We start from the raw sequence: 12,904 nt of genomic DNA, 5'->3' as shown, positions 1-12,904 counted from the left end.
CCCTGTCCGGTGTCTGTCAAAGGGCGCACGGGCAGGGGCAAATCATGCGGGACACACAGTTAGGCGTCATGGCGATGATCGCGGCCTGCGTGGTTTGGGGGCTGTCGGGGATCTATTACAAGGCGCTGTCGCACGTGCCGCCGGAGCAGGTGCTGTCGCACCGGGTGCTGTGGTCGTTTTTGTTCTTTGCGGGCGTGCTGCTGGTGCAGGGGCGGATCGGCGCCTTGCGGGCGGCTTTCTCGGACCGGCGCGGCGCGCTGCTTCTGGCGTTCGCCACCGCGATGATCTCGCTGAACTGGTTCGTGTTCATTTCTTCCGTCCAGACCGGCCATGCGACCGAGGCCAGCCTGGGTTATTACATCTTTCCCTTGCTGAGCGTGCTGCTGGGGCGTCTGGTGTTCGGCGAGCGGCTGGCCCGGGCACAGCTGCTGGCGGTGCTGCTGGCCGGCGCCGCGGTTGCGGTGCTGTCGTTCGGATTGGGGGCTGCGCCCCTGATCCCGCTGGTGCTGAGCGTCAGCTTTGCGCTCTATGGTGTTGCCAAGAAACGGCTTTCCCTGGGGCCGGTGGTGTCGGTCACCGCTGAGGTTCTGCTGATTTTGCCGGTGGCGCTGGCGGTGATCTGGCTGACCGGCGGCGCGGGCTTCTTCGGCGACCCGGCGGATGCGGCCATGCTGGCGTTCTCCGGCATCCTGACAGGGCTGCCGCTGATCCTGTTCAGCTTTGCCGCCAAACGGGTGCGGCTGAGCACCGTGGGCGTCTTGCAGTATCTGAACCCGACGCTGCAGTTCCTGGTGGCGGTGCTGCTGTTTGCCGAGCCTTTCACCTCCTGGCACGGCGCTGCCTTTGCCTTGATCTGGAGCGCGGTTGCGGTGTTTTCCTACTCGGCCTTGCGTCAGGAGCGGGCGTCGCGCAGGGCGGCGATGGCGGCCACTGGCGTGTCGGCCCAGATCAGGTAATCCGCAAGGTCCTGCCCGGCAAAGCCCTCGCCGATGAGCTGTTCCACCAGGGCGCGCAGCTTGTCCCAGTAGCCGGCTGTGTTCAGGATCACGATCGGCTTGGAATGCAGGCCAAGCTGGCGCCAGGTGAGCGCCTCGAACAGCTCATCCAAAGATCCGGCGCCGCCGGGCAGCACAATCACCGCATCGGCGTTCCACAGCATCACCTTCTTGCGCTCGTGCATGGTCTCGGTCACCACATAGGTGGTGAGATCCGACTTGCCGACTTCGCGCCGTTCCAGGTGGCTGGGGATCACACCGAAGGTTTCGCCGCCGGCCTGCTGGGCCGCGCGGGCAACCTCGCCCATCAGCCCGACATCACCGGCGCCATAGACCAGCCGCATGCCGTTGCTGGCAAGCGCGGCACCCAGGGCGCGGGCGGCTTCGGTATAAGCGGGCCGCGCGCCCGCGCGCGATCCGCAATAGACACAGACGGATTTGATGCTCATCGGCCAGCCTTTCCGTGGAATTTCAAGATGAAACGCAATTGCTGTTTTGACCCGTGATAGCGGGATTGGTAGGTTTGCTCAACTAAGCGGAAGGGAACATTCCGCAAACTTCGAAGGGGAAGACATGGCGGATGCATCTGGAAGCGGGGGGCTGGGGGCTCTCACACTTGGCGCTGTTGCCGGGGTAGCCGTGGTGCTGGGCGGAGTGGTGCTGTTCCAGCTAGGCGTGTTCGGCACCGGCCAGCCGGACGGCGACGCCGCGAACGGGCAGGCTGGCGGCCAGGCGGCACGCGGCAGTGAAGAGTTCACGGGCGACGGTGAGGAGTCGGGCCAGCCGCTGCAGAACCGCACAGCAAACGCGCCGGTGGACGCGGAGGAGGACAGCGCGGCTGCGGAGGCAGAGCCGGTGGAAAGCGCAGCGGTTTCAAAGGAGCCTGCGGCGGGGGAAACGGCGGTTTCCGTGGACCCAGACACGGCGGCTGCGGCTGAAGATCCGCCGGTAACAGCCGGTGCAGAAACAGAAATCGCACCGGTTGAAGTCCCTGCAGCGGGTGAGGAGATTGCCCTGGCCGCGCCCTCTGATCCTGCGGCAGAGGAGAGCAAGGACGACATTTTTGTCCTGCAAGCGCCGGAGCTGGATCTGGTGCGGGTGGACCGCGACGGCGCGGTGGTGATTGCCGGGCGCGCGCAGGCGGGTGTCCGGATTTCGGTAATGCTGGATGGCAAGGTGCTGGAGCAGCTGGAGGTTCCGGCAGGCGGCGAATTTGTCTCGCTGACCACCATTGCCCCAAGTGCCGATGCCCGGGTGGTGTCGCTGCTGGCAGAGCACGGCGGCCAGCAGAGCGCCTCAGGCGACACCTTCATTCTGGCGCCGGTCAGCCCGGCGGCGGCGGAAATCGCCTCTGGCGCGGGCACCGGCGTTCCGGCAGAGGCGGCAGCAGCCGCGCCCGTCTCCGCGGATCAGGTTGCGGTGCTGGAACCGGCGGCCGGAGCGGAAACAGCGCAGCCGGCTGCACCTGCAGTTGAGGCGGAACCGAATGGCGCTGGCGCCGCAGAAGACGCAACCGCAGAGGCCGCGGGCATAGCTGCGGCCGGCGTCCAGCAAGGCACCGCACCGGCAGCGCAGACCCCGGCGGTTGCTGCTGACCCTGCCGCGCCGCAGCTGCAGGGCCAAGCTGTTGCCGTGCTGCGCGCCGGGCAGGACGGGATTGAAGTGGTGCAGCCCGCGGTCCCGGACGATCCGGAGCTGAGCGACGAGGTGGCGCTGGATGCGATCAGCTATAACGGTGCCGGCGCGGTGCAGCTGACGGGCCGGGCGCGGCCCAAGTCGAGGGTGCGGGTCTATGTCGACAATGCGCAGGTTGCCGAGATTGACACGGCTGAGGACGGCCGCTGGAAAGGTGAGCTGGCGAATGTGCCGCCCGGTCTCTACACGCTGCGCGTCGATGAAATCGAGGCGGGCAGCGGCAAGGTCGTGAGCCGCCTGGAAACCCCATTCAAGCGCGAGGCGCCGGATGCGCTGCCGCAGCCTGCGGGCGATGCCGCACCGGATCAGCCGGTGCCGCTGGTGCGGGCGGTGACGGTGCAGAAGGGCGACACGCTTTGGGCAATCTCGCAAGAAAAATTCGGAAGCGGCTTCCTGTATGTGCGGGTGTTCGAGGCCAACAAGGGCGCAATCCGCAATCCGGATCTGATCTATCCGGGGCAGGTCTTTACCATCCCCGAATAAACCCGGGAAAACGCGCCTTTGCGGCGCGTTTTTTCTGCCTGCCCCTCGCAAATCCGTGAACAGGTGAATATCTGAAGCGGTCTAGCCAGGAAACGCCATGACCCAGACAGACCAGGCGGCCGTGCCGTCCCAAGCAGACATCGCCAAGGAAGAGCGCCGCTCCGGCCTGCGCACCCTGCGTAAAGTAGGGCCGTATCTGTGGCCCGAGGGAAACCGTGCGGTGAAGGTGCGGGTGGTGCTGGCGCTGGCGGTGCTGGTGCTGGCCAAGCTGATCGCGGTCTATACGCCGATGCTCTACAAGGGCGCGGTGGACAGCCTGGCAGGCGAGGGCGTGCCGCCCCTGGCGCTGGGGGCGGTTGGCCTGACCGTGGCCTATGGCGTGTCGCGGGTCCTGACCACCGGCTTTCAGCAGCTGCGCGATGCGGTGTTTGCGCCGGTGGGCCAGCGGGCGCTGCGCCGCCTGGCGCTGGAGACTTTTACCCACATCCACCGCCTGTCGATGCGCTATCACATCACCCGCAAGACCGGCGGTCTCAGCCGGATCATCGAGCGCGGGGTGAAGGGCGTCGAGTTCCTTTTGCGTTTCATGCTGTTTTCCATCGGCCCGCTGATCCTGGAACTGACGCTGGTCGCGGTGATCCTGACGGTGCTGTTTGACGCCTGGTATCTGGTCGTGGTGACCGTGACCATCGGGCTTTATGTCTGGTTCACCTTTGCCGTCACCGAATGGCGGGTGAAGCTGCGCCGGGAGATGAACCAGCAGGACACCGATGCCAACCAGAAGGCCATCGACAGCCTGCTGAACTTTGAGACGGTCAAGTATTTCGTCGCCGAGGAGCGGGAAGCCGAGCGCTATGACAGCGCCATGCGCGGCTATGCGCGGGCGGCGCTCAAGACCGCCTATTCGCTGGCGGCGCTGAATTTCGGCCAGAGCGTGATCATCACCGGGGGGCTCATTGGGGTGATGGTGATGGCGGCCATCGGGGTGGAGCAGGGCAGGCTGACTGTTGGCGATTTTGTTATGGTCAACGCCTACATGATCCAGATCACCGTGCCGCTGAATTTCCTTGGCACCGTCTACCGCGAAATCCGCCAGAGCCTGGTGGACATGGGCGAGATGTTCGACCTTTTGGAACAGCCCGCGGATGTGAGCGACCGGCCCGGCGCCGGGAAGCTGAAGGTCAATGGCGGCCGGATCACGCTGGAGAATGTGCGGTTCTCCTATGATGCCGGGCGCGAGATCCTGAAAGGCGTCTCGCTGCAGGCGGAGCCGGGCCAGACCGTGGCGATTGTCGGCTCCACCGGGTCGGGCAAATCGACCATCGGGCGGCTTTTGTTCCGGTTCTACGACGTTACCGGCGGGGCGCTGAAGATCGACGGTCAGGACGTGCGCGACGTGACCCAGAAAAGCCTGCATCAGGCAATCGGCGTGGTGCCGCAGGACACGGTGCTGTTCAACGACACGATCCGTTACAACATCGCCTATGGCCGGGATGGCGCCACCCAGGAAGAGGTGGAGCAGGCGGCCCGCGATGCGCAGATCCACGACTTCATCGTGACGCTGCCGGAGGGGTATGACACCCAGGTGGGCGAGCGCGGACTGAAGCTGTCGGGCGGGGAGAAGCAGCGGGTGGGGATTGCCCGGACGCTCTTGAAGAACCCGCCGGTGCTGCTGCTTGACGAGGCGACCTCGGCGCTGGACACCGATACCGAGCAGGAGATCAAGGAGGCGCTGGCCCGCGCCGGGCAGGGGCGCACGGTGCTGACTATTGCGCACCGGCTGTCGACCATCGCCGAAGCGGACCGGATCGTGGTGCTGGAGCAGGGTGAGATTGCCGAGACCGGCACCCACGAGGAACTGCTGGCCCGGGACGGCCGCTATGCCCGGCTGTGGCAGCGCCAGCAGGCGGATCAGGACGCGGCCTGAAACCGGGTTTGGCCCGGGCCTGCTGCGTCCAACGAAAAGGCCGGTCCTGAGACCGGCCTTTTATTTTGCTGATCTGCCGGAAGGCCTCAGAAGCTGCTCCAAGCGGCGTTTGCGGCCTGTGCGGGCATCGGAACGGCGGCGCCGAATGCGATGTCGCCGCCATGCGCGCTTGGGCCCGCAGGCGCCTGGACTGATGCGGCGGGCGTGGCGGCGCCGGCCAAGCCGTTTATCCGGAACTGCCCCATCAGCTCCGCCAGTTTGCTGGCATCGGTGTGCAGCATGTGGCCCGCGGCGGTGGCTTCCTCGACCATGGCGGCGTTCTGCTGGGTGACCTCATCCAGCTGGCTGACGCCGGTGTTGATCTCGCCAAGGCCGGTGGACTGCTCCGCAGCGCCTTCGGCGATGTTGGAGACCAGTTCCGCAATGGTGTTGACGCGGGCGGCAATGCTGGTCAGGGCTTCGCCGGTTTTGCCGACAAGATCGACCCCCTGCTTCACATGCGCCGAACTGTCGGTGATCAGCGCCTTGATCTCGGTCGCGGCATCGGCAGAGCGCTGCGCCAGCGCCCGCACCTCTGAGGCGACGACGGCAAAGCCCTTGCCGGCCTCGCCCGCCCGCGCCGCCTCAACGCCTGCGTTCAGCGCCAGCAGGTTGGTCTGGAAGGCGATGTCGTCAATCACGGAGATGATCTGGGCAATCCGGACAGAGGACTGTTCGATCCCGGTCATCGCGGAGACCGCGTTGCGAACCACCTCGCCGCTGGTTTCGGCCTCCTGACGGGCTTCCTGCATGGTGCGCTCGACATCGCGGGCGCCATTGGCGGAGGATTTGACCGAGGCAGTCATCTCCTCCAGCGCCGCGGCGGTCTGTTCCAGCGTTGCGGCCTGGCTTTCGGTGCGGTTCGACAGATCGTCCGAGGCGGAACTGATCTCGGTGGCGCCGTTGTGGATGCTGCGGGTTGCCGCGATCACCTGTTCGATGGTGTCCTTCAGCGTTTCCACGGTTGTGTTGAAGCTGTGCCGAAGCTGTTCGTATTCCTCCGGAAAGGCCTCTTCGATGGTGCAGTCCAGATCGCGGCGGGACAGGCGCGAGAGATGGTCGTCCAGCGTGCCCACGACGGCGCCGCGGTTGGCGATGCGGCTGGCCTCGATGGAGGCAAGCCGGTCCTCGGCCTCGGCCAGGGCGGCGCGGGTTTTTTCCATCGCCCGGCTCAGGCCGCCGGCTTCGGTCCGGTCGTTCAAATGGGCCGGTTCAAAGTCGAACTCCTTGCGCGCCAGCCGGTCCAGGTCCGCTTGCAGGCTGCCGAACTGCCGGGTGAAGGACAGGATCAGGCGCAGGCCCGTCAAACCGCTGAGGATCAGGGCAAGCGCAACCGCCGCCACGGTCACGATCAACGCCTGGCGGGCTTGCGACGCCTCCTGCTGCGCGCGGGCCATCATCGCGTCCGTGACGGCGGTTTCTGCCGCCCGCAGGGAGCTGACCCAGCGCGTTGCCCGCTCAAACCAGTCTGTGACGGCGACTTCCGGAGCCGGGGCGCCCGGGCCTGCGGCCAGAACCTGCTCGCGGATGCCGGGCAGGCCGCTGGGGGCCAGGCCTGCGCGCAGATCCAGCGCCGGGAGGCTTTGGCCAAAGGCATGCGCGGCGATGTCCAGAAGCTGGCCCTCAACCGCGCCTGTGCGGGTGAACCAGCGGTAGGTTTCCAGGGAAAAGCTGCCCTGGCCGAAACCGGAGGCCCCGGCAGCGCGCTGCTGGCCTGCGGCTTCCTTGGCGTAGGCGAGGCTCACCAGCCCGGTGCCAAGCTGCGCCAGTTCGGCATCTTTGGGGTGCAGCAGCCGGATGCTGACGCCGCTCAGGAGATTGGCGATTGCCTCCGAGTAGCGCGCACCCATCTGGCCCGGCTGGAGCTGGCGGCCGGTCACAGTTTCCCGCAGGCCAGACAGCCCGTCCAGATGTTTCAAGGAGGCGGCAGCGGCGGGCGGCACCTGCCGGATGGCGTTGTCGGATTTGGCCCGGGCCTCCTTTAGCGCCCGGGAGGCTGCCGTGCCGCCGGAGGACAAAAAGACGGCAGACAGGCCGCGTTCGACCTGCAGGTCGTGAATGACTTTCATCAAAGCCACGGATTCCTGTGTCTCGGTCTGCGTCAGTTGCGCGTCCTGAAAGCGGTCCCAGTCTGACAGCGCCTTGAGGCCTCCGACACCAGTTAATGCAAGAAGCGGGATTATGATCAGCGCCAGAATTTGCGAGCGTAGTGACATTCTTCTTTTTCCCAACCAGAAAGAAAATGCGGAGCGGCAGTATTCCGGCTCCTGCCGCTCCGTTGCACGCAGGGGCTAACAAACTGTGAACGTTGGCATTGGCCTGAAAGCCTTTGAAATCACGTGAAAATCCCGGATGCTGCGTTTGCGGCATCCAGCGGCGGCCGCTGACGCAAACCGGCGCAAAGGTGTGATCCGGAGTCAATTTTGCGACGCAACGGCGGTCCGGGGGCTTCTGAAATTTTCAGGTTTTTCAGAGGCTTGCCGGTGGATGCTAGGGAAGTTGAAGGCGACGCAGATTTTTTCCGGGTCGTAGCAATTGTCGGGAAAATCACACCTGCGGTGCAGCAAGCTGCCGGGAAGCGGTGCCTTTGCCGGTGCTATGCGGGGGGGGGGGGGGCGCTTGAGGCAGACTTGACGGCTGAAATGAAAACGCCCCGCCAAATGGCGGGGCGCTGGTTATTCAGCGGCGCGCAGTCGGCCTTCGGAGGGAGGCGACGGCTCATCGCCATCCTCGGCCTGCGGCTCCGGCTCCGCCGCGGCGGGAGTTTCGCCGCCCTCCCACAGGATTTCCGTGGTCGGCAGCGCGCGGGCCTTTTTGAACAGGCGCGAGTCCTGCGCGATCCGGCTGGAGCGGCCGCGGGTGAGGCGCGACAGCAGCCGGCCCAGGGCGCGCATGTAGGTGGCGAACCACACCCGGATTGCCAGCAGCGACGGGGTGACGACCAGGGTCAGCACGGTGGCGATGCCCAGGCCAAAGACCACGGCGGTTGCCAGCTGTTTCCACCACAGGGCGGTGGGGCTGTCGATGGAGTAGCCGCCGTTGATGAAGTCCAGGCTGACGCCGAACATCATCGGGGTGAGGCCCGCCATCGTGGTGATGGTGGTCAGCAGCACCGGACGGATGCGCGCCTCGGCCGTGCGGATGATCGCCTCGATCCGCGGCATCTGCTGGCTGAACTCCTGATAGGTGTCGATCAGCACGATGTTGTTGTTCACCACGATGCCCGCCAGCGCCACGATGCCGGTGCCGGTCATGATGATCGAGAACGGCTGCTGCATCACCATCATGCCGATCAGCACGCCGGTGGTGGACAGCACCACCGCCAGCAGCACCAGCACCGAGTTGTAGAAGCTGTTGAACTGGGCCAGCAGGATCACGAACATCAGGGCCAGCGCACCGGCAAAGGCCTTGGACAGGAAGGCGCCGGATTCCTCCTGCTCCTCCTGGTCGCCGGTCCATTCCCAGCCGATGCTGAGTGGCAGCGGGTCGGTTTCCAGCCATTCGGTGAGGACGGCAATCCGCTCGTTCGGGTTCACCGGGCTGATCTTGGCGCCATTGTCCAGCGCTGCCAGTACCGCGTCAAAGCTTTCGGCGCCGGTCAGCGTCACCAGCTCCATCACCCGGCCGTTCGGCGCGGTGAGGCTGTCGCCGTTGGCCGCCGTGCCTTCCGGCACTTCCTTCAGCAGGGCGAGCCGGGTCATTTCACCGGTGTCCGGGTCTTCCACGATGACCTTGTTCAGGCCCGCCTCGACGTCGGCCTTGACGTCATAGAACCGTTCCTGGCCGATGCGGTTGATCTTGGCCAGTTTCGGCACCGGCTGGCGGGAGACGAAGTTCGACAGCGGCACCAGCCCGTCGGAGGTGCGGACCTTGAGGTTGTCGAGCGTCGACAGCACCCGGTCCTGTTCCGGCAGGCGGACACGGATTTCGATCTCCTCGTCGGAGCTGTCGACCCGCATGGTGTCCAAGAGGATGCCGCGGGTGACCAGCTGCACCATCGCGCCCACGGTCGCCACATCGGCGCCGTAGCGGCCGGCTTTCTCGACATCCACGTCGATCTGCCAGTCGATGCCGGGCAGCGGCAGGCTGTCTTCGATCAGGATCAGGCCGGGGGTGTTTTCGAACTTCTCCCGTGCGGTCAGGGTGGCGGCGGTCAGATCCTCCCAGCCGTCGCCGCGCAGGCGCAGATGCACCGGCTTGCCGGAGGCGGGACCCTGGGCCAGGGCGCGGACCTCAACCTCGAACCCGGGCAGCTTGGCAAGCTGGGCGTTCAGCTGGTCGATCACGGTGTTGCCGTCATAGTCCTCGGCGATGATTTCCTTCTCAAAGCCCAGGTATTTGCTCAGCAGCCCGCCGAACCAGCCGTCCAGCGGCTCGCTGTCGGTGGGGCGTTCTTCCCACGGGATGATCTCGAACTGGACCTGGCCGATCGTGTCCGGCGGCAGCTGCGCGCCGGAGCTGTCGGTGTTGAGGCCGCCGTCGCCGGCGAAGGAGAAGACGTTGATGACCGCCTGGTGCTCCAGAATGACCTCTTCGGCGGCGCGGACCATGTTGTCCTTTTCCTGCAGCGAGATGTTGCCGCGGGCGCGGACATAGGCGGTGGCCTGTTCCGGTTCCGAGTCGACGAAGAATTCAACCCCGTAGTTGTTCTCGCTGAACATCGAGAACACGGTCATGATGGCGAAACCCACCGCGGCAATGGTCACCACCGGCATCACCGGGTTGCCTGCGATGAACTTGATCACGTGGCCGAACGGCGTGTGGTGGTAGCCGGGGGCGACTTCCTTTTCCTCGCGCTCGATCTTGACGGCGCTGAGGGTGATGGACGCGGCGAAGGCGGCAAGGGTGAAGACCAGGCCGCCGAACAGGACACCCGCCATCGGGCCGGTGCCGTCACCCAGCAGGTAGGAGGGGTTCAGCATCTGCATGGCGCCAGCGAACATGCCCCACATGGAAACCGGCACCAAAGCCGCGCGCAGCCACCAGGGCGCCAGCGTCCGCAGCCCGTGGGAGGCGCCCTCGAACGTGCGGCTGATGCGGCCGGTGACGCCGCCCATGACGGGCAGGTAGATCAGCGCCACCACCAGCGAGGCCGAGAGGACGAAGATCAGGGTCACAGGCAGCATGCCCATGAACTCCCCCGGAACGCCGGGCCAGAACAGCATCGGCAGGAAGGCGCAGAGCGTGGTCGCGGTGGAGGAAACGATGGGCCAGAACATCCGCTGCGCCGCCTCGACATAGGCGTGCATCGGGCCGGTGCCTTCTTTGATCCGCTTGTCGGCGTATTCGACCACCACGATGGCGCCATCGACCAGCATGCCGACGGCGAGAATCAGGCCGAACATCACGATGTTGGAAATCGAGATGCCCATCAGCGCCAAGAGGGCAAAGCACAGCAGGAAGGAGGTCGGGATCGCAAAGCCCACCAGCAGCGCCGCGCGGCTGCCAAGCGCCGACAGCACCACGATCATCACCAGCGCAATCGCGGTCAGGACCGAGCCCTCCAGCTGGCTGACCATAGAGCCGACCACGCGGCTCTGGTCGTTGGAGGTGCCGACCTCAACCGCGGCCTGCAGCTCCGAAGGCCATTTGGACTTGGACTCTTCCAGGGTCGCCTTCACCAGGTTCACGGTGTCGATCAGGTTGTAGCCCTTTCGCTTCACCACCTGCAGGGCAACCGTGTCCTCGCCATTGAAGCGGGCGGTGCCTTCGCGGTCCTCGAAAGTGAAGTTGATCTGTGCCAGTTCGCCAAGTTTGACCACGCGGTCGCCGTTGGTCTTGACCGGCAGCTGGTAGATATCCTTCACATCGTCAAAGGAGGAGGGGATCTTGACCGAAAACGCGCCCTGGCTGGTTTCAATCTCACCCGCCGCAATCAGCTGGTTGTTGTTCTGCACAACATTGATCAGCTCCAGCGCCGTGACGTTGTAGGCCTCCAGCCGCAGGGGGTCGATCAGCACCTCGACCATCTCGTCGCGGTTGCCGGCGATCCCGGCTTCCAGCACCGCATCCAGCGCCTCAAGGTCGTCCTGCAAGTCCTTGGCGATACGCGCCATCGTGCGTTCCGGCACGGCGCCGGTCAGGTTCACAATGACAATCGGGAATTCGGAGAAGTTGATCTCGGTGATCGAGTATTTCTCGGCGCCTTCCGGGAACTCCGCCTCGGCCTTGTCCATGGCGTCGCGCACGTCGGCCATGATTGCGGTCTTGTCCCAGCCGAATTCGAACTCCAGCGCCACCCCGGCATAGCCTTCGGCAGCGGTGGAGGTCATCTTGTCGAGCCCGTCGAGGTCGGCAAGCTCGGTCTCCATCACCTTGACCATCAGGGATTCGGCGTCCTCGGCGGAAATGCCGGGGAAGGGGACCGAGATGAACAGGGCCGGGATTTCGATGTCCGGCTCGCCCTCCTTGGGCAGCATCGAATAGGCGAAGCCGCCGACAAGCAGCGAAATTGCGATGAAGGCGAGGACCATCCGGGCGCGGCCGGCGGCCCAATCGACGATGCCAATCACTGTTCAGTCTCCCGGTAGGTGGCCGCCACGGCGACGCCTTCGGTCACAAAGTCCTGCCCCACGACGATCACGTCCGCGGTTTCGGGCAGGCCGCCCAGCCAAACGCCGTCGGCCTCATCCCGCAGCAGCTGCACGGGATAGAATACCACGGTGCTGTCGCTGCCGACAACGCGCACGCCCAGCTGGCCCTCGTTGTTCAGCGTCAGCGCCGATTGCGGCAGCTTGTGCGCCAGCGAGCCGGCCGAGGAAATCGCGATGTCTGCGGTCTGGCCGTCGCGGATGCTGAGGTCCGGGTTCGGCACAGTAATCTCGACCTCAAAGGTGCGGGTCGTGGGATCGGCAGAACGGCTGAGGAAGGTGACTTTGCCCTGAACCGTCTGGCCGGTGGACAGTTCCGCACCTGCGGTTGCGCCCAGTTCCACCTTGTTGACCTCAGCCTCCGGCACGTAACCCACCAGCTTGATGGTATCGAGCTGGATCACTGTGCCGCAGAGGCTGCCGGGCTGCAGCAGGCTGCCCAGTTCGGCCGTGTCGCTTTCCAGCAGACCCGCGAAGGGGGCGGTGATGGTCAGCCGGTCCAACTCCTTTTGCGCGGCCGCAACCGCGGAAATGGCGGTGCGTTCTGCGGCTTCGGAGGCGGCCAGACGGGTTTCAGAGGCATAGCCGCCTTCGGACAGTTTCGAGGCCGCGGTGAGGTTGATTCCGGCTTCTTTCAGCCGCGCCTGCGCTTCCTGCAGCGCGGCGTTGCGTGTGCCCGGATCCAGCTGGCACAGCACATCGCCCTTCTTAACATGGGTGCCCTTGCGCAGCGGCTCGGAAATCACGGTCGAGGTGGTTTCGGCCCTCAGTTCCACCTGGCGGATAGCCTGGGTCTGGCCGCGCAGGATCACCGCGCTGCCGATGGTGCGCGCCTTGCTTTTAAGCGCCACAACCCCCACACGCGTCTCCTCCGCCTGGGCCAGGACTTGGCCTTCGCCCTCCGCCGTTTCGGATTGGGCGGCGTCCGCGGCATCTTCGCCGCGGGCAAAGGCCATCAGTTCGTCACGCTGAATGACCACCATATAGAGGCTGGCTGTCACCACCACCGCGGTCAGCATCGGAATGATACGCATGTCGGGCCTTTCCTTATTTCTGTCAGCTCCCTGTGTGCTGTGCTCTGGTGCCGCCGGGCGGCAGGGCCTGATTACAAGGAGAGTCGCGCGTATGTGATAGGCCTGATATAGGATATGTCCATTCTAAACTAAGTGGTTTAG

7 protein-coding genes are annotated in these 12,904 nt (G+C 65.3%); 3 read left to right on the top strand and 4 right to left on the bottom strand.

The window, feature by feature from the left end; all coding sequences use genetic code 11:
- Positions 1–44 precede the first annotated feature (44 nt).
- Positions 45–956 carry an EamA family transporter RarD gene (rarD, locus tag PHA8399_RS16065; protein WP_058287110.1) on the top strand — a complete coding sequence of 304 codons (912 nt, stop codon included), beginning with the start codon at positions 45–47 and terminating at the stop codon, positions 954–956.
- Here the strand turns inward: rarD and PHA8399_RS16060 are convergent.
- Positions 893–1,444, bottom strand: coding sequence for an LOG family protein (locus PHA8399_RS16060; protein ID WP_058287109.1), 552 nt, complete (start codon positions 1,442–1,444; stop codon positions 893–895). The two genes, rarD and PHA8399_RS16060, sit on opposite strands and share 64 nt — an antisense overlap.
- A 124-nt stretch (positions 1,445–1,568) precedes the next feature.
- Between PHA8399_RS16060 and PHA8399_RS16055 the strand changes: the two genes are divergently transcribed.
- Together PHA8399_RS16055 and PHA8399_RS16050 are read left to right on the top strand one after the other, a co-directional pair.
- Positions 1,569–3,173 (top strand): LysM peptidoglycan-binding domain-containing protein, encoded by a 1,605-nt coding sequence (locus PHA8399_RS16055; protein WP_244270237.1) that lies wholly within the window; start codon positions 1,569–1,571, stop codon positions 3,171–3,173.
- Between the two features lie 97 nt (positions 3,174–3,270).
- Positions 3,271–5,100, top strand: a complete 1,830-nt coding sequence (locus PHA8399_RS16050) for an ABCB family ABC transporter ATP-binding protein/permease (RefSeq protein ID WP_058287107.1) — start codon at positions 3,271–3,273, stop codon at positions 5,098–5,100.
- Between the two features lie 86 nt (positions 5,101–5,186).
- Here PHA8399_RS16050 and PHA8399_RS16045 read toward each other — a convergent pair whose 3' ends face one another.
- The 3 genes from PHA8399_RS16045 to PHA8399_RS16035 all read right to left on the bottom strand — a co-directional run bounded on the left by PHA8399_RS16045 (position 5,187) and on the right by PHA8399_RS16035 (position 12,763).
- Entirely contained in the window at positions 5,187–7,355 is a 2,169-nt protein-coding gene (locus PHA8399_RS16045) for a methyl-accepting chemotaxis protein (RefSeq protein ID WP_058287106.1), read from the bottom strand.
- Between the two features lie 459 nt (positions 7,356–7,814).
- The gene (locus tag PHA8399_RS16040; protein ID WP_058287105.1) at positions 7,815–11,651 is read right to left on the bottom strand and encodes an efflux RND transporter permease subunit; all 3,837 of its coding nucleotides are present in this window, start codon (positions 11,649–11,651) and stop codon (positions 7,815–7,817) included.
- Positions 11,648–12,763, bottom strand: a complete 1,116-nt coding sequence (locus tag PHA8399_RS16035) for an efflux RND transporter periplasmic adaptor subunit (RefSeq protein WP_058287104.1) — start codon at positions 12,761–12,763, stop codon at positions 11,648–11,650. The genes PHA8399_RS16040 and PHA8399_RS16035 overlap by 4 nt, the downstream gene beginning before the upstream one ends.
- Between the last annotated feature and the right edge of the window lie 141 nt (positions 12,764–12,904).

It is taken from the genome of Leisingera aquaemixtae (assembly GCF_001458395.1).
GTDB classification, from domain to species: domain Bacteria; phylum Pseudomonadota; class Alphaproteobacteria; order Rhodobacterales; family Rhodobacteraceae; genus Leisingera; species Leisingera aquaemixtae.
Note: the sequence above shows the minus strand (reverse complement) of the source record. Positions and strands in the feature narration are given on the sequence as shown.